The following is a 17,365-nucleotide window of genomic DNA, read 5'->3' as shown; positions in this document are numbered from 1 at the left end:
GCTCCAGCCACGCTGGAGCCGGCCGCCTCATCGAATTTATTGATATGGAAGGCTGAGTTATGGAACACACGCTGAACGGACGCAAGGCCCTGGTCACCGGCGGCGCCGGCGGGATCGGCGCAGCCAGCGTCCGCGCCCTGGCGGCACGAGGGGCCAAAGTGGTGATCGCGGACGTGGACGAGTCCGCCGCAGCAGCGCTCGCCGACGAGGTCAGCGGCACTGCGTGGGCCGTCAACCTCCTTGACGTTGAATCCCTCCAGACGCTCAGCCTGGACTGCGACATCCTGGTCAACAACGCCGGAATTCAACGCATCAGTCCCATTGAGGAGTTCGACCCGGCCGACTTCCGCCGGATCATCACCCTCATGCTCGAGGCGCCTTTCCTGCTGATCCGGGCCGCGTTGCCACACATGTACGCCAACAACTTTGGCCGGATCATCAACCTGTCCTCCGTGCACGGACTGCGGGCCTCGCCGTTCAAGAGTGCGTACGTCTCGGCCAAGCATGGGCTGGAAGGCCTGAGCAAGGTGACCGCACTCGAAGGCGGGGCGCACGGAGTCACGTCCAACTGCATCAACCCCGGCTACGTCCGGACACCCCTGGTGGAGGCGCAGATCGCGGACCAGGCCAAGGTGCATGGCATCCCGGAGTCCGAGGTGCTCGCCAAGATCATGCTGACGGAATCGGCGGTCAAGCGGCTGGTGGAGCCCGAGGAAGTAGCGTCCCTGGTGGCGTGGCTGGCATCCGAGGACGCCGGCATGGTCACCGGCGCCAGCTACACGATGGACGGCGGCTGGTCCGCCCGCTAGTCCACCGCCGCTCAACCAACGCGGGGTCAGATACGGCCCATTCGGAGGCCATTAATGGGCGCTAAGTGACCCCGCGTTGTGCTGCTGGAACTAGTTCTTGTTGCCCACGAGGGCCAGGGTGCCGCCCAGCCCGATCATCATCACACCGCCGGTGGTGCTGAGCGCGGCGATCCGCCGGGGGGAGCGGGCAAACCAGTGCCGGGCCGTTCCCGCCGCGAGGGACCACGTACTGTCTGAGATCAGGGCAATCAGCAAGAAGATGGCCCCCAGGATTCCGAGCTGCACCGGAATCGCGCCCCCGGAATAGTCCACGAACTGCGGAAGCACGGCCACGAAGAACACAATCGACTTAGGGTTTGTCGCGCCCACGATGAAGCCCTCACGGACTACGCGGGCGGTCGAGGACGGGGCCGAGGAGGACGCCGTCGCCGGCCCGGCGCCGCGGTGCCTGATCGCCTGGATCCCGAGGTAGACAAGGTAGGCGGCCCCCGCGAATTTCACCACGCTGAACAGCAGCACCGACTGCGCCAGCACCACTCCGACGCCCAGGGCAACGGCGGCGATCTGAACCACCTCACCGGCCGCGTTCCCCAGGACGCTCAACAGCCCGCCCCTTCGTCCCAGGGCCAGGGTCCGTCCGATCACGAACAGCACGCTGGGCCCCGGGACGGCGATCAGCACGAGGGAGGCGAGGGCAAAGGCCAAGAGGTTGGTAGTGGGGACCATGCCTGATCTTAACCCCGCGGGGGCGCCCCCGCGGCGCTGCGGGAGGGGGTGGCACCGTTACCGCCCGGCGGGAACCTGCGGGAGCTGGGCCGTCTCGTCCACCAGTTCCGCCCGTGCCCGGCCGTGACCGCGGACCCAGAGCCGGTAGGCGAGTACCAGGACGCCGAGCCAAACGGCGCCCACATACAGCGCCACGCGGGTGTCCTCGAAGACGCCAAGAATCACGATCACGAGGGCCATGAATGCGATGGTCAGCACGGAAGCGGCGGGCCACCACGGTGAGGGGAACTCCGACGCCGGCAGGGACTTGCGGGCGATCTCGCGTTTCATGGCGACATGGGAGGCCAGGATCATGGCCCAGACCCACACGGTGGCGAAGGTGGCGATCGAGGCGATCAGCAGGAAGACGTCCTCCGGGATCACGGCGTTCAGGACCACTCCCACCAGCAGGATGCCGGTCATCATCACCACGGTCATCCACGGCACACCGTGGCGGGAAACTTTGCCGAAGCTGGCCGGGGCGTGGCCCTGCCGGGCCAGGCCGAAGAGGATCCGGCCGGCGCCGAAGATGTCGCTGTTGACGGCCGAGAGCGCCGCCGTGATCACCACGGCGTTGAGGATGTGGGGTGCGGCCGGGATGCCCAGGCCGCTGAAGATCTGCACGAAGGGGCTGCCGTTGCTGCCGATTTCGTCCCACGGGAACAGGCTCATCAGCACGCCGAGGGTCAGCACATAGAACAGCAGGACCCGGACGGGAACGGTGTTGACGGCCTTGGGGATGACCTTTTTCGGATCGGCGGCCTCGCCGGCGGTGATGCCGAGGGTCTCAATGCCGCCAAACGCGAACATCACGACGGCGAAGGAGGCCAGGAGCCCTTCGAACCCGTTGGGGAACAGGCCCCCGTGGTCCACGAGGTTGCCGAGCCCGGGCGCCACGGTGGCGCCGCCGGCCTGGAAGCCGAAGACGATGATCGCCGCACCGCCCGCAATCATGGCGATGATGGCCGCCACCTTGATCAGGGAGAACCAGAATTCCAGCTCACCGAACACCTTGACGCTGAGCAGGTTCAGGGCCGCCAGGAAGAAGATGATGGCCAGGATCCACACCCAGCGCTCCACGCCGGGGAACCAGAATCCCATATAGATACTGAAGGCCGTGACATCCGCAATGGCAACGATCGCCATCTCGAAGACATAGGTCCAGCCGGTCACGAAGCCGGCCAGCGGGCCCAGGTAGCGGCTCGCGTACTGGCCGAAGGACCCGGACACCGGATGCCGCACGGCCATTTCACCCAGGGCGCGCATCACCATGAAGACTGCTGCGCCGCCGATCATGTAGGCGAGCAGGACGGCGGGCCCGGCCTTCTGGATGGCGGAGGCCGAGCCATAGAACAGCCCCGTTCCGATCGCCGATCCCAGGGCCATGAAGCGGATGTGGCGGACGTTGAGCCCCCGGCTGAGAACTGAGTCGACGGCTGCGCCGACGGCGGTGACGGTGCGGCCGGTGCCTGCTTCGTCAGGTGCCGGCTTCGTGGCGGTGTGGGCTTGTTGCATGCGAATACCTTCTCGTCATTGGGAGGGGGATCGCTATCCAGCAGACCATGTCCGGCCGTGCTGTGATGAGTCTCACGGGAACTTCGTGTCTTTGATTTCAGACTGTGCGGCCGCCGCTGCCCGGGTGGCGGCGGCCGCGGTCGCCGTCGAACCCGAACCTCAAGAAAGTCGAAAACTCTTGACACCATGTCAGGTTTTCTTTACTTTGATGATGTCGGGTTTGTTTTACATAGTGTTGGATGTCCGGGAGTGGCAGATGTCATTTGAAGAGAAGAGTGCCTGGATCATGGGGGTGCTTGCGGCCGCAACCTACGCCGTGTACCTCGTCGTCGTTTTTGGCCTGGCCGGCACCATGCCGCTCGCGGAAGTGCCGTATGTGGCGCCGCTGCTGTGGACGGTCGGCGCCTCGATCGGCCTTTCGATCGTGCTCCACATAGTGATCAGGGCCTTGTCCGCCAGGGACGCCGGCATGAAGGACCAGCGGGACAAGGAGATCTACCGCTTCGGCGAGTACATCGGCCAGTCCTTCCTTGTCGCGGGGGCCGTGGCGGCGCTCCTCCTGGCCATGGCCAAGCTCGACCACTTCTGGATCGCCAACGTCATCTATCTGGCCTTCGTCCTTTCGGCGATCCTGGGATCCGTGGCCAAGGTGGTGGCCTACCGCAAGGGCTTCCAGCCGTGGTGAAGCCGACACGGGTCACGAACTCCATCCGGCGCCTGCGCTTCGAAAACGGTGAGCTGACCCAGGCGGAGCTCGCCGAACGTATCGGCGTGACCCGCCAGACTGTTATCGCCATCGAACAAGGCCGCTACTCGCCCTCGCTTGAGCTGGCGTTCCAGATTGCCCACGTTCTTAGAGTTCCGCTCGATGACGTCTTCCAGTACCCCGACCTTGAAGGAGAAGCACCATGAAAGCGATCGTTCAGGACGTTTATGGTTCCGTTGAAGTGCTGGAACTGCGCGACGTCGAAGCCCCGGTCCCCGGCGATGACGACGTGTTGATCCGGGTCCGGGCCGCCGGCGTGGATCAGGGCGTCTGGCACCTCATGACGGGCCTTCCGTACCTGACCCGCGCAGTCGGCTACGGGCTCAGGAAACCCAAGACCCGCATCCGGGGCCGGGCCGTGGCGGGCCGGGTAGAGGCTGTTGGCCGGAACGTCGTCGGCTTTCGGACTGGCGATGAGGTGTACGGCACCTGCGAGGGATCCTTCGCCGAATACGCGTGCGCCAAGGAAGGCCGGCTCGCGCTGAAGCCGAAGAACCTCAGTTTCGAGCAGGCCGCTGCCGTCCCGATCTCCGCGGTCACGGCCCTCCAGGCGCTTCGGGATGCCGGAAGGGTCCAGGCCGGGCAGGAGGTGCTTGTCGTCGGTGCGGCCGGCGGTGTCGGCGCGTTCGCGGTGCAGCTCGCCAAGGCGTTCGGGGCGCAGGTGACGGGGGTGTGCAGTACCGCGAAAACCGATCTTGTCCGTTCGATCGGCGCGGACCACGTCATTGACTACAAGCATGACGATTTCGCGGACGGGGCCAGGCAGTTCGACCTCATTATCGACACCGCCGGCAACCGCCCGGTCTCCGTTCTCCGTCGGGCGCTCAAGCCGAAGGGAACCCTCGCGATCGTCGGCGGGGAAGGCGGAGGGCGGCTGGCCGGCGGCATTGGACGCTCACTCGGCGCGGCATTGCTCTCCGTGTTTGTCGGCCAGCGGCTCACGGGCGTCATGTCCGCGGAACGCGCGGAGGACCTCCGGTTCCTGACCGGGCTCATCGAGGCCGGCGCGGTGACCCCGGTGATCGGCAAATGCTATGCCCTGGCGGATGCGCCGGCGGCAATCCGGGACCTGCGCGACGGCCACCTCCTCGGCAAGGCCGTCGTCACCGTTTGAGCCGTGCCGTATGAGCGTGGCCGTTTGATCGTCTCCGTTGGAGCCTTGCCTGCGGCGTTTACGCGTGGAAGCGGGCGACATACCGCCGCTGCCCCGGGGTCTCCACCGTCCGCCACCGGTACTTGCGGCGGACGTAGGACACCGCTTGGGCGGGCGGGACTCCATCCAGGACGGCGATGCAGGCCAGCGCGGTTCCGGTCCTGCCGATGCCGCGCCAGCAGGCCACTTCAACCCGTTCCGTCTCGGCCCGGCGCCAGGCCTCCCGGAAGGCGTCGAGGGCGTCCTTCTCGTCGGCAGGCAGCCGCAGGTCGGGCCAGAGCAGCCACCTGGACTCCCATTCCACCCGGGGCGGCCGTTTGCCCAGCAGGTAGAGACCGAATTCCGGAAGCGGGCCCTCCGGCAGCGCATAGTGCAGCCCGCGGCCGCGGACGCTCCGGCCGGACGGAAGAACCAGGACGCCTTTCTGGGATGGCTCCCACGTCTGCTTCATGCTCCAGATCGTAGTCCTTGCGCCCGGGCCGGACCTTGCGCCGCCGCACTCAGCGGTAGCCATCGGCATCGGCGTCGAGCCCGGCCTCCTGGACCTCCACCAGGTATCTCCAGCAGTCCGGCTGCGAGCCGTCGGTGTCGGTGAAACCGTACGCGCGCGCCAGCGCGCCGGAGGAATAGGATCCGCCCGTGCGGCTGATCACGTTGGGGTCTGCCGCCAGGGCCGCGACCGCACGCCCGACGAACAGTGGGCTTTCCGAGATCGCGGCAAAGTGCGGTTGGGTGCCGGCTGCCTCCCGCCAGTTTGCCTCAGTAACGCCGAAATGTTCGAGCATCATCTCGGAGCGCATCCAGCCGGGCGTCAGTGCCAGGGCCGTGCACCCGGAGGGCTTCAGCTCCTCGGCCTGGCTGAACGCCAGGCGGAGCACCGCGGTCTTGACAAGGTCGTAAAACACGGACACCCGGTAGCGCTGCGCGTTGTACTCGCGGGTTCCATCGGTCATCTCCACCACCAGGCCGCCGGGGCGGCGGGTGAGCAGCGGGAGCGCGAAATGGCTCGTAATGAGGTGGGTCTCGACTCCAAGGTGGAGCATCTGGAGCCCGGCATCGAGATCGTGGGCCCAAAGCGAAGTGTTCCACTCAATGAGGTCTTCTCCGCCCCAGATGTCGTTCACGAGGATGTCCAGCCGGCCCTGCTCGGCATCGATTCGCTGCACGAGGGCTTCCACTTCGGAAGCCTGGCGGTGATCGACGGCGACGGCGATCCCTGTGCCGCCGGCGGCGCTGACCAGATCGGAGGTCTCCTCGATCGTCTCCGGCCGGTTGTAGTCGGAGCGGCGGCGGGAGGTGCTGCGCCCGGTGCAGTACACCACCGCTCCAGCCTCGCCGAGGGCGACGGCGGTGCCGCGGCCCGCGCCACGTGTGGCCCCGGCGACGAGGGCGACCCTGCCCGACAGCGCTGAGTCCATGTCCTTGCCTTCCCTCCTTTGCCGTCCCTCCGGGAGAGTCCGGGACTACCCTCCGGACCCACCCGGCGATGGACTGGTCAAGTGTTCGGTTGGGGTACCGCGTGGCAGCCAGCGCCCCCGGATCATCGGAACACCGGCCGCCGGGCCGCGCTAGGGGCAGAAGGCCCGTACGCTGGCAGCCGCGCTTGTCCGGTATCCCAGACACGGCTTCCTGGGTGAGGCTGTCAGTTGTCCGGCGCCGGGCGCATGCTTAAGTACGGGATACCGGACACCACCCGACCCTGAAGAGGATCCATGCCACCCACCAGCACCGCCGTGAGCCCCGCCGCCGCGAGCCATGCCGCCGCGACTGCGCCAGCAGAGCCGGACGCGCCTGACGCACCCTACGCGTCTGCGGCGCCTGACTCGCCCTCAGTTCCCGACGCGCCCGCAGCACAGTCCACCGCCGGCACGCCTGCGCCCAAAACCGTCCACCGGACCGCGGGCACCAAGGCGGCGTCGAAGGTACCTGCGGCCGAGAACACCCTGCGCATCCTCAAGCTGCTGGCCTCCCGGCGCGGACCGATGGCGGCGTCGAACATTGCCACCGCGCTGGGACTTCCGCGCTCCAGCGTCTACCACCTGCTCGGAGTGATGGAAGCGAACGGCTTCGTGCTCCATCTGCATGAGGAGCAGCGCTACGGCCTGGGCATCAGCGCCTTCGAGCTCAGCTCGGCCTATTCCCGGCAGGAGCCGCTGTCCCGGCTGGGCCGGCCGATGCTCGCCTCGCTGGTGGACGTGATCGGCGAAAGCGCGCATCTCGCGGTGCTGCACGGCCGCGACGTGCTCTACATCGTGGAGGAGCGGGCCAAGAACCGGCCGTCCCTGGTGACCGACGTCGGCGTCCGGCTGCCCAGCCATCTGACCGCCAGCGGGCGGGCCATCCTCGCCGCGCTGCCGAAGTCCCAGGTGCGGGCGCTGTACCCGAACGCTGCCGCGTTCACCGCCCGGCACGAAACCGAATCGCCCATCATGAAGTACTCCGCACTGTCCTCCCATCTGGACCAGGTCCGGCAGCGCGGCTACGCCACCGAACACGGCGAGGTGACCCCCGGCTTCGGCTCGATCGCCGCCGCCGTGACCGACCACGTGGGGTGGCCCACCGCCGCCGTCGCCGTGACCTTCCTCGAGGACAAGCTGCCCCCGGACCAGTGGCCCGTCCTGGCCGCCCGGGTCCAGAAGGTCGCCGACGAGCTCTCGGTCCGGATCCACGGCCGCCCCGCCTGACCCCGCACCCACTCCATCCAAACCCGGTTGCTCTATCACCCTGGGCTGCCATTCGCCCGTTTTAGCCACCGGAAGGGAGAGCGCAACGGGGGGAGGGGGAGGGTCTGGAATCCCGGACAGCACCCCCTCGATGGGCCTGTTTCCACGGCCGCGAAGGGGCTTTAGTTGATACAGAACCTCATTCCTCCCGATTCATCCCACACAGACACATCCAGCACAGACACCCTCCAGCAACACATCCAGCCACAAAGGAGATCCTCATGGCACCCGCCGATTTCACCACCGGTGCCCGCCCGGTCAAAGCAGCCCGCGGCACCGAGCTCACCGCCAAGAGCTGGCAGACGGAAGCCCCGCTGCGCATGCTCATGAACAACCTCGACCCCGAGGTCGCCGAGCGCCCCGATGACCTGGTGGTCTACGGCGGCACCGGCCGCGCCGTCCGGTCCTGGGCCGCGTTCGACGCGATCACCCGCACCCTGGAAACCATGGAAAAGGACGAGACCCTGCTGGTCCAGTCCGGCAAGCCGGTCGGCGTCTTCCGCACCAACGAATGGGCTCCGCGCGTGCTGCTGGCCAACTCCAACCTCGTCGGCGACTGGGCCAACTGGCCCGAGTTCCGCCGGCTCGAGGCCGAGGGCCTGATGATGTACGGCCAGATGACCGCCGGGTCCTGGATCTACATCGGCACCCAGGGCATCCTGCAGGGCACCTTCGAGACCTTCGCGGCGATCGCCCGCAAACTCACCGGGGATGAGAACGGCACCCTCGCCGGCACCCTGACCCTCACCGGCGGCTGCGGCGGCATGGGCGGCGCCCAGCCGCTCGCCGTCACCCTGAACGACGGCGCCTGCCTGATTGTCGACGTCGACGAAAGCCACCTGCGCCGCCGGGCCGGCAAGCGCTACCTCGACGAGGTCGAAACGGACCTCGACACCGCGATCGCCAAGGTCCTGGCAGCCAAGGAAGAGCGCCGCGGCTGGTCCGTGGGCTACGTCGGCAACGCCGCCGAGGTCTTCCCCGAGATCCTGCGCCGCCACAACGCCGGCGAGCTCACCGTCGACATCGTCACGGACCAGACCTCCGCTCACGACCCCCTGAGCTACCTGCCCGAGGGCATCACGGTCGAGGAATGGCACCGCGAGGCCGCCGCCGACCCCGAAGGCTTCACCAAGAAGGCCCAGGCCTCGATGGCCAAGCACGTCCAGGCCATGGTCGAGTTCCAGGACGCCGGCGCCGAGGTCTTCGACTACGGCAACTCCATCCGCGACGAGGCCCGCAAGGGCGGCTACAACCGCGCCTTCGAATTCCCCGGCTTCGTCCCGGCCTACATCCGCCCGCTGTTCTGCGAGGGCCTGGGCCCGTTCCGCTGGGTGGCACTCTCCGGCGACCCCGAGGACATCGCCGTCACGGACAAGGCCATCAAGGAGCTCTTCCCCGAGAACAAGCACCTGCACCGCTGGATCGACGCAGCACAGGAGCGCGTCGAGTTCGAGGGCCTGCCGGCCCGCATCTGCTGGCTCGGCTACGGCGAACGCGCCAAGGCCGGCCTGCTGTTCAACCAGCTCGTCAAGGAAGGCAAGGTCAAGGCGCCCATCGTGATTGGCCGTGACCACCTCGACTCCGGTTCCGTCGCCTCCCCGTACCGCGAAACCGAGGCCATGGCCGACGGCTCCGACGCGATCGCCGACTGGCCGCTGCTCAACGCCCTGCTCAACACCGCCTCCGGCGCCACCTGGGTGTCCCTGCACCACGGCGGCGGCGTCGGGATCGGCCGCTCCATCCACGCCGGCCAGGTCTCCGTCGCCGACGGCACCGACCTCGCCGCGCAGAAACTCGAACGCCTCCTCACCAACGACCCCGGCATGGGCGTCATCCGCCACGCCGACGCCGGCTACGACCGCGCCGTCGAGGTCGCCAAGGAACGCGGCGTCCGCATCCCCATGCAGGAGTCCACAGACTCCGCAGATGAAAAGTAGGACTTCACTATGACCATCACCACTCACTCACCGCTCACCGTCACCCTCGGCACCAGCGGCGTGACCCCCGAGGACGTGGTCGCCGTCGCCCGCCACGACGCCCACGTGACCATCGCCCAGGACGCCCTCGACGCCGTCGCCAAGGTCCGCGCCCACATCGACGACCTCGCCCACAGCGAGGTCCCCGCCTACGGCATCTCCACCGGCTTCGGGGCGCTGGCCAACCGGCACATCCCCAACGAGCTGCGCACCCAGCTGCAGAAATCCCTGATCCGCAGCCACGCGGCCGGCATGGGCCCGGCCGTGGAACGCGAAGTGGTCCGCGGCATCATGTTCCTGCGCGCCAAGACCCTGGCCTCCGGCCGGACCGGCGTCCGCCCCGTCGTTCTGCAGACCATGGTGGACGTGCTCAACGCCGGCATCACCCCGGTGGTCCGCGAATTCGGCTCGCTCGGCTGCTCCGGTGACCTCGCGCCGCTCTCGCACTGCGCCCTGGTCCTCATGGGCGAAGGCGAAGCGACCGGCCCGGACGGAGAGCTGTATGGCGCCAAGGGCGGCCGCAGCGTCGCCGAGCTCCTCGCCGCACACGGAATCGAACCCGTCACCCTCGCCGAAAAGGAGGGCCTGGCCCTGGTCAATGGCACCGAGGGCATGCTCGGCATGCTGCTGATGGCCATCGCGGACATCCGCCAGCTGCTCACGACGGCGGACATCACCGCCGCGCTCAGCGTCGAGGCGCTGCTTGGCACCGACCAGGTGTTCCTGCCCGAGCTGCACGCAGCGCTGCGCCCGCACCCGGGCCAGGCTGCGTCCGCCGACAACATGCTCCGCGTGCTGTCCGACTCGCCGATCGTGGCCTCGCACCGGATCAACGACACCAAGGTCCAGGACGCCTACTCGCTGCGCTGCGCACCCCAGGTGGCCGGCGCCGTCCGCGACACCGTGGACCACGCGGCCATGGTCGCCTCCCGCGAGCTGGCCGCAGCGATCGACAACCCGGTGGTCCTGCCCGACGGCCGGGTCAGCTCCAACGGCAACTTCCACGGCGCCCCGGTGGCCTACGTGCTGGACTTCCTCGCGATCGCCGTCGCGGACCTGAGCTCCATCGCCGAACGCCGGACCGACCGGATGCTGGACCCGGCCCGCTCACACGGGCTGCCGGCCTTCCTGGCCGCGGACCCCGGTGTCGACTCGGGCCTCATGATCGCCCAGTACACGCAGGCCGGGCTGGTCTCGGACAACAAACGGCTGGCCGTGCCGGCGTCGGTGGACTCGATCCCGAGCTCCGCGATGCAGGAGGACCACGTCTCCATGGGCTGGCACGCGGCCCGCAAGCTCCGCCGGGCGGTCGAGAACCTGCGCCGCGTCCTGGCGATCGAATTGGTGACCTCGGCCCGGGCGCTGGACATCCGCACCCAGCTCTCCGGCGGCGAACTCACGCCGGGGCCTGCGGGCGCGGCCGTGATCGCCGCGCTACGCGCCGTCGTCGACGGCCCGGGCACCGACCGGTTCCTGTCGCCGGAGCTTGAAGCGGCGGACCAGCTGGTGGCGTCGGGCAAGGTCCGCGCGGCGGCCGAATCCGCCGTCGGAAATCTCGCCTGAGAAGAAACAAAATGCACTACAGCTGAACAATTCCCGGCGTCCCCGAAATCTTTGGCGACACGGAAGGCGGGGGCCCGGGAACTGTAGTACAAATGGAAAGTCACACCAATGAAGTTGTGGCAGAGAACACATACAAAGGGGTAAAAGTTCTATGAAAGCACGCGGCACGGTACTGTCCAGACGCCTTGCATCCGCAGCTACGGTTTCCGACTGGAGCGGCCTCCGGGTCGGCGAACGCGTCGAAATCGTCAAGCACGCACAGGTCATTGCAGCCGGTGAGGTCGAAGAAGTCTCACTGAGCGGAAATGTGCTCTGGTTGGTCCCCGCCGGGCCGTCCGAGACGCAGCTTTTCCTGCAGTCCGACGGCGTGCAGGTGCGCCGCAGTTAGATCCGTTTCACTAGAAAGTCCCCGCCGCGGCGGGGACTTTCTGCGTTTCAGGGCCATGGCCCCATGTGCAGGCGATCGCACTGTGCAGGCGATCGCACGGATTGGAAGCGCCTGGGCCCCCCGCCTGCGGGAGGGCTAACGGCGCCCCAGCCTACGCGAGCAGCGTATTGACCAGCCGTGCGGCCACCTTGGCGGTGCGGGCATCGATATCAAACTCCGGGTTCAGCTCGGCGATATCCAGATGCAGGAGCTTCCCGCTCGCGGCCACCTGCCGGCACACGGCGCTGATCACCGGCAGCGGCACACCATAGGCGGCCGGAGCGCTCACCCCGGGGGCCACCGAGGCCGGCAGCACGTCCAGGTCGATGGTCAGGTAGAGCGCGTCCACCTGGGCCAGGAACGCCGCCACAAACGCTTGCGCGGCCTCCGCCGAGCAGTCCTCGTCCAGCAGGTAGTCCACGCCGAGCTCCTCTGCCGTCCGGAACAGCGCCCGGGTGTTGTTCGGCGCGGAAATCCCGACGACGGCGTAGCGCAGTTCGCGGCCGGCGACGGCTTCCGCGCGGGCCATCTGCAGGAACGGGGTGCCGGAACTGGGCACGGCCTCGTCGCGGAGGTCGAAGTGCGCATCGAGGTTCAGCACGCCTACCGTGAGGCCCTCGCGCACGGCCGCCGATCCGGCCACGCCGAGGTAACTGGCAAAGGCGGTCTCGTGACCGCCGCCCAACACCACGGGGAGCTTGCCGGCGTCGAGCAGCCTGGTAATGGCGAGCCCGGCACGTGCCTGCCCCGCCTCCAGCGCGTCCCCGGCCACGGTGACGTCACCGGCGTCGTGCACGCCCCGCGACAGGTGGAAGGCTAGCGGGCCGAGCGCGGCCCTGATGGCGGCGGGGGCGGCCGCGGCGCCGGTCCGGCCCTTGTTGCGCCGCACCCCGGCGTCGCTGCCGAAGCCGAGGATGACGGCGGGGCGCGGACCGGGGCCAGCCGCCGGAGCCGTGCGGGGAGGGTAGGGGCTCACGGCCTGCCACCAGCGCCGGTGCTCGTCGCCGTCACCGTCGAACCGGCCGGTCCAGGGCTGCGGCGGGACATCAACGGGGAGCGCGGGAGAAACCATGCCCCTAGCTCACCGCAGCCCGGACCGGAATACCAGCAGCGCCGCGGTCGGACTGTCCGGAATCCCGGAAACTGCTCTTAAACACCGCCGAGACGGCACTTCGCGGCAATGTTTTCAGAAAACACTGCCGCGAAGTGCCGTCTCGGCGGGCGGGACGGGGGAGTGGGACTTAGTGAATCCCGAGGGCGGCCTCGATCGGGCCGATCGCGAAGAACAGCAGGAACGCGGCCGCCACAGCCCACATGAGCGGGTGCACCTCGCGGGCCCGGCCCTGGAACAGGCGGATCAGCACGAAGCTGATGAAACCCGCGCCCAGGCCGTTGGCGATCGAGTAGGTGAACGGCATGAGAGTGAACGTCAGGAAGGCCGGGATCGCGATGCCCCAGTCCTGCCAGTCGATCTTGCCCACCTGGGAGACCATCATGAACCCGACGATCACGAGCGCGGGGGCCACGGCCTCGAACGGCACGAGGTTGATCAGCGGGGTGAAGAACATGGCCACGAGGAACAGCAGGCCGGTGACGACGGAAGCCAGGCCGGTGCGTGCGCCTTCGCCGATGCCGGCACCGGATTCGACGTAGATCTGGTTCGACGAAACCGAGGCGCCGCCGCCGATGATCGCACCCAGGGCGTCCACCTGCAGCACGCGGTCGACGTTGGGGATGTTGCCGTCCTTGTCGATGGTGCCGGCCTCGGTGGCCAGGCCCACCATCGTGCCCATGGCATCGAAGAAGATGCTGAGCAGGATCACAAACGCCAGCAAGCTCGCCGCGACGAAGCCCAGGTGCTCAAAGGCGCCGAACGGGTTGGCCTGGCCGATCAGGGACAGGTCCGGGGCCGCCCACTTGGAGAACGTCGGGGCCACGAGGGACCAGCCCTGCGGGTTGTGGTTCGTGCCGTCAAAGCTGGGTCCGATGTGCAGCGTGGATTCCAGGATCACGGACAAGATGGTGGAGGCGACGATGCCGATCAGGATGGCGCCCTTGACCTTGCGGACCACGAGCGCGATGGTCAGGACCAGGCCAAAGACAAACACGAGCGTGGGCCAGCCCAGGAGCTTACCGTCGAAGCCCAGGCCGACCGGAACGGTGGTGCCGGCGACATCCGGGATGCGGCGCACGAAGCCCGCGTTGACGAGCCCGATCAAGGCGATGAACAGGCCGATGCCCACCACGATCGCCGTCTTCAGCCCCTCGGGAACGGCCTTGAACACAGCCGTCCGGAAACCGGTGAGGACCAGGATCAGCATGGTGATGCCCGAGAGCATCACCAGGCCCATCATGTCCGGCCAGGACAGCCCGGGGTTCGTGGCCACGGTGACGGCGACGAACGCGTTGACGCCGAGCCCGGTGGCCAGGGCGAAGGGATGCTTGGCCCAGGCGCCCATCAGGATGGTGAGGATGCCGGCCACGAAGGCGGTGACGGCCGCGACGGCGGGGAAGCCGAGGGTCGCGCCCGTGGAGTCCGGCCCGGAGAGGATCAGCGGGTTCAGCACCACGATGTAGCTCATCGCGAAGAACGTGGCGAACCCTCCGCGGATCTCGCGCGAGAAGTTCGACCCCCGCTCGGAGACCTTGAAATACCGGTCGAGTGCGGAGCCTTGCTTGAGCATTAGGTCTTGCATTAGTCCTCCGGGAGTAATGGGTGTTGCATATATCCTATTTGGCGTCCAGCGGCCAACCGTGCGTTTTCGCCTAGTCTGTAAGGAAGCCAACACTAGGAGTAGCCCGCCCATGCGCCGTATCCGCCAGCTTCTTAGTGCCCTGCTGGGCGCCTTCGTCCTCGTGGCCGTCCTGCTGGGAGCCGTGAGCCCGGCGTCGGCGCACGACACAGCGGAGTCCACCAGCCCGGCTTCCGGAGCAACCGTCGCGGCCCCGCCGGAGCAGGTTTCGGTCACTTTCAACCACAATCCGCTCGCCCTGGGATCGCAGATCCTGGTCAACGACGCCACGGGCGCCAACTGGGCGGACGGCCCCGTGGCGATCGTGGACAACGTCGCCGCGCAGAAGCTGAAGTCCGGCGCCCCTGCCGGTCAGTACACCGTGCACTGGCGGGTGGCTAGTTCCGACGGCCACCCCATCGAGGGCAGCTTCACCTTCACCGCGACGGCGGCCGCAGCAGGCCCGACGTCGGCTGCCGCAGTCCCGACGATGGGCACCGCCCAGCCGGGCACTACCCCGGCGCCCGCCCCTGCGCCGGCTGGATCGGAGCAGTTTCCCTGGAGCGTCATGATCTTTGTTGCCGTGGGGGTCGGCATTTTGGTGGCCCTGGGCCTGATGGCCAAACGCCGCCTCACGCCGGACGAAGGCAGCGACACCGACAGCTGACCAAAGCAACGCGGGGTCAGCTACGGCCCATCCGGAGCCCTCTGATGGGCCGTAGCTGACCCCGCGTTGCGTTCGGCAGCCCACGTGACCCGCGGGCAGGACGGTTCCGGCTAAGCGGGAGCAGCCAGGGCAAAGCCGGCAGGCAGCAGTGTGGGTAAGCCGTTGGGATAGACCTTGGCGGAGATCGCTTGCCCCACCACTTTGGCCTGGCGCAGGACTTCCTTGGGCGTCGGCGTAATCAGCTCGCCTACGCCCACGAGGTACATCCCGAGGGCATGCATCGCCGACATGAGGTTCGCTCCGGCTGCCATGCCAAGGTCCGAGAGCATGCGGCGCAGTTGGCTGTGGGCGCAGCGGGTCAGGACAAGATGATCTGCCAAAAGGAGACCGCCCGGGGTCTGGACGGCCCACTTCTCGGTGGGGGAGCCGTCCGTGCCGGTCTCCAGGAGGTCCAGCTGCAGGGCCCGGATGTTGTTCCGTACATCAAGCTTGTGATTTGCGGCATAGTTGCGCAGGTGCCGCAGGATTTCGTTGCGCTCCCTCAGGCTGGCGGCGTCGGCCGCGTCGCAGCGCTGGAGCGAGGACGTGTTGGCCGGATGGCCGGCGCCCAAGAGGTCGAGCCCGTCCACAATGATGGACGCAACACCGCGGCGTTGGAGCTCGCTGGCCACAGCCAGGCCGGAGAGCCCCGTCCCGATGACTACGGCGGTGGTCCGCTCAATCCCGCCGTACAAAGGCATGCTCGACACTGCAGGGTACCTCCTTGAAATGGTGCCAGTCGCGGAGAAATACCCCGGACGCCGACCAAGGCCTGGTTCGGCAACCCCAGCGGTTGCGTTCTGAAATACCAGTCTCGGTTCAGCAGTGCCTCGAAGGATACCTAAGATTCCCGCCCGTGGATAGAGGAGGTAGGACATTGGGTGTGGTGCCGAATTTTGGCCGGTTTCGTGCCCCGAATCCTGCGGAATCGGCCCAAAAGCCCGGGAATCCGCGCCGCGAAACGGCGTCTTAACTCTGCGTAAATCCTTCGGCCGCGGCCCGCCAGGGCCGCCCGGACGCCGCCTTGTATGTTCGCAATTAACCGAGAATAGTGAGGAAAAACAGGGGTTCCTGCACGCAGATTCCGGGTCGCCTCGCCGGTGGACGCCGGGCGGCGGTACTTCTGGCAGAATAGCCGCAACATCAGGCAAGAATCGCGAGGAGGCGGACCCAATGGGCCGTGAACAGGTGCATCCGGACCCGGCATGGGAGGCCGGCGGCGAACCGGCGCCTCCCCGGGGAATCGTTGTGGGAGTGGATGGCTCCGACCATAGCCACTGCGCGCTTGTGTGGGCAGCCCGCGAGGCAGAGCGCCGCCGCCGCCCGCTGCACATCGTGACCGCCTATTCGGTGCCGATCTTCGCCGCGTCCGGGCTCGACGGCGGCTACGCCACGGTGGACGACTCCGTGATCCGTGAGGGCGCCGAAGCCATCCTCAAGCACGCCCTCGACAAGATCGCGGGCTACAACATCGACGTCGACGCCTCGGTCGAAAACGGCGACGCGTCCGGCGTGCTGCTGGAAATCAGCGAAACCGCGGAGCTTCTGGTGTTCGGGACCCGCGGCCGCGGCGGCTTTGTGGGCCGGCTGCTCGGCTCCGTCAGCAGTGCACTGCCCGCCCACGCGAAGTGCCCCACCGTGACCGTGCCGCTGATCTGTGCGGACCGGCTGGGCGAAACCACTGACGACAAGCATGTCCTGGCCGAACGGGCGAAAATGGGCCGCCAGCCGATTGAAAACGTCGTGGTGGTCGGCGTCGACGGTTCGGAGCAGGCCCGCGTCGCGGTGCTGGAGGCGGCAGCCCAGACCGAACGGCTCTCCGCCCGGCTGCGGGTGGTGTGCGCCGTGCCGCAGTACACCGGCTCGCTGGCTTGGGTGCCCACCCCGATGGACCGCGATGCGCTGTTCGCAGACATCAAAGTCCAGCTCGATGCCGGCGTGGCCTGGCTGCGGAGCCACTTCCCCGCCCTCCAGGTGGAGACACAGCTCGTGGACGGCTCTCCCGTTGACATCCTCGTCGACGCCAGCCGGCACGTCGAACTCGTGGTGGTCGGCACGCGCGGGCGCGGTGGTTTCGCCGGAATGCTGCTGGGCTCCACGTCCGACGGCGTCCTCCACCACGCCAAGGGGCCGGTCATGGTGGTGCCGGACCGCGATGACCCGCGGCTGGCGGACAGGGCCAGCTTCGGCCCGATGCTCGGCGACTCCTAAAGTCCCGAGAGCACAGGTC

17 protein-coding genes are annotated in these 17,365 nt (G+C 67.9%); 10 read left to right on the top strand and 7 right to left on the bottom strand.

The genetic code is table 11. The features are described from left to right. Positions 1-59: 59 nt before the first annotated feature. A complete protein-coding gene (locus AC1DKQ_RS10530; protein ID WP_476918947.1) occupies positions 60-809 on the top strand; it encodes a 3-hydroxybutyrate dehydrogenase in 750 nt (249 codons plus the stop codon). A gap of 90 nt (positions 810-899) precedes the next feature. Here the strand turns inward: AC1DKQ_RS10530 and AC1DKQ_RS10525 are convergent, their stop codons facing one another. Continuing rightward, on the bottom strand, positions 900-1,535 hold the full coding sequence (locus AC1DKQ_RS10525; RefSeq protein WP_476918946.1) for a LysE family translocator: 636 nt from the start codon (positions 1,533-1,535) through the stop codon (positions 900-902). A 57-nt stretch (positions 1,536-1,592) separates the two neighbouring features. Then, positions 1,593-3,089, bottom strand: coding sequence for an amino acid permease (locus AC1DKQ_RS10520; protein ID WP_476918945.1), 1,497 nt, complete (start codon positions 3,087-3,089; stop codon positions 1,593-1,595). Between the two features lie 256 nt (positions 3,090-3,345). Between AC1DKQ_RS10520 and AC1DKQ_RS10515 the strand changes: the two genes are divergently transcribed. The 3 genes from AC1DKQ_RS10515 to AC1DKQ_RS10505 are packed head-to-tail and all read left to right on the top strand — an operon-like array spanning position 3,346 to position 4,969. After that, positions 3,346-3,774, top strand: a complete 429-nt coding sequence (locus tag AC1DKQ_RS10515; RefSeq protein WP_476884146.1) for a hypothetical protein — start codon at positions 3,346-3,348, stop codon at positions 3,772-3,774. Continuing rightward, on the top strand, positions 3,768-4,001 hold the full coding sequence (locus AC1DKQ_RS10510; protein ID WP_476884145.1) for a helix-turn-helix transcriptional regulator: 234 nt from the start codon (positions 3,768-3,770) through the stop codon (positions 3,999-4,001). The genes AC1DKQ_RS10515 and AC1DKQ_RS10510 overlap by 7 nt, the downstream gene beginning before the upstream one ends. Next, entirely contained in the window at positions 3,998-4,969 is a 972-nt protein-coding gene (locus AC1DKQ_RS10505; RefSeq protein WP_476918944.1) for an NAD(P)-dependent alcohol dehydrogenase, read from the top strand. The genes AC1DKQ_RS10510 and AC1DKQ_RS10505 overlap by 4 nt, the downstream gene beginning before the upstream one ends. A 58-nt stretch (positions 4,970-5,027) precedes the next feature. Here AC1DKQ_RS10505 and AC1DKQ_RS10500 read toward each other — a convergent pair whose 3' ends face one another. Further along, the gene (locus tag AC1DKQ_RS10500; RefSeq protein WP_476918943.1) at positions 5,028-5,459 is read right to left on the bottom strand and encodes a protein-tyrosine phosphatase family protein; all 432 of its coding nucleotides are present in this window, start codon (positions 5,457-5,459) and stop codon (positions 5,028-5,030) included. A 49-nt stretch (positions 5,460-5,508) separates the two neighbouring features. Beyond that, positions 5,509-6,426, bottom strand: coding sequence for an SDR family oxidoreductase (locus tag AC1DKQ_RS10495; protein ID WP_476918942.1), 918 nt, complete (start codon positions 6,424-6,426; stop codon positions 5,509-5,511). A gap of 294 nt (positions 6,427-6,720) precedes the next feature. On the opposite strand from AC1DKQ_RS10495, the gene AC1DKQ_RS10490 reads away from it, so the two are divergent. From AC1DKQ_RS10490 to AC1DKQ_RS10475, 4 genes are all read left to right on the top strand, one after another. Then, a complete protein-coding gene (locus AC1DKQ_RS10490) occupies positions 6,721-7,692 on the top strand; it encodes an IclR family transcriptional regulator (protein ID WP_476884141.1) in 972 nt (323 codons plus the stop codon). 260 nt (positions 7,693-7,952) lie between these two features. After that, positions 7,953-9,668 carry a urocanate hydratase gene (locus tag AC1DKQ_RS10485; RefSeq protein WP_476918941.1) on the top strand — a complete coding sequence of 572 codons (1,716 nt, stop codon included), beginning with the start codon at positions 7,953-7,955 and terminating at the stop codon, positions 9,666-9,668. A 9-nt stretch (positions 9,669-9,677) separates the two neighbouring features. Next, positions 9,678-11,270: a histidine ammonia-lyase gene (hutH, locus tag AC1DKQ_RS10480; RefSeq protein WP_476918940.1), complete on the top strand. Its 1,593-nt coding sequence runs from the start codon at positions 9,678-9,680 to the stop codon at positions 11,268-11,270. Positions 11,271-11,421: 151 nt separating this feature from the next. Further along, on the top strand, positions 11,422-11,658 hold the full coding sequence (locus AC1DKQ_RS10475) for a hypothetical protein (RefSeq protein ID WP_091562768.1): 237 nt from the start codon (positions 11,422-11,424) through the stop codon (positions 11,656-11,658). 151 nt (positions 11,659-11,809) lie between these two features. Here the strand turns inward: AC1DKQ_RS10475 and hutG are convergent, their stop codons facing one another. Together hutG and AC1DKQ_RS10465 are read right to left on the bottom strand one after the other, a co-directional pair. Beyond that, a complete protein-coding gene (gene hutG, locus AC1DKQ_RS10470; RefSeq protein ID WP_476918939.1) occupies positions 11,810-12,769 on the bottom strand; it encodes a formimidoylglutamase in 960 nt (319 codons plus the stop codon). 169 nt (positions 12,770-12,938) lie between these two features. Then, complete coding sequence (locus AC1DKQ_RS10465) at positions 12,939-14,381, bottom strand: NCS2 family permease (protein ID WP_476919010.1); 1,443 nt, start codon at positions 14,379-14,381, stop codon at positions 12,939-12,941. 121 nt (positions 14,382-14,502) lie between these two features. Here AC1DKQ_RS10465 and AC1DKQ_RS10460 point away from each other — a divergent pair, with 121 nt between their 5' ends. Continuing rightward, positions 14,503-15,096 carry a copper resistance CopC family protein gene (locus AC1DKQ_RS10460; protein ID WP_476884137.1) on the top strand — a complete coding sequence of 198 codons (594 nt, stop codon included), beginning with the start codon at positions 14,503-14,505 and terminating at the stop codon, positions 15,094-15,096. Between the two features lie 110 nt (positions 15,097-15,206). Here the strand turns inward: AC1DKQ_RS10460 and AC1DKQ_RS10455 are convergent, their stop codons facing one another. Further along, complete coding sequence (locus AC1DKQ_RS10455; RefSeq protein WP_476884243.1) at positions 15,207-15,836, bottom strand: FAD-binding protein; 630 nt, start codon at positions 15,834-15,836, stop codon at positions 15,207-15,209. A gap of 472 nt (positions 15,837-16,308) precedes the next feature. On the opposite strand from AC1DKQ_RS10455, the gene AC1DKQ_RS10450 reads away from it, so the two are divergent. Beyond that, entirely contained in the window at positions 16,309-17,346 is a 1,038-nt protein-coding gene (locus AC1DKQ_RS10450) for a universal stress protein (protein WP_377984586.1), read from the top strand. The last annotated feature ends 19 nt before the right edge of the window (positions 17,347-17,365 follow it).

It is taken from the genome of Arthrobacter sp. 05L421 (assembly GCF_056397785.1).
Note: the sequence above shows the minus strand (reverse complement) of the source record. Positions and strands in the feature narration are given on the sequence as shown.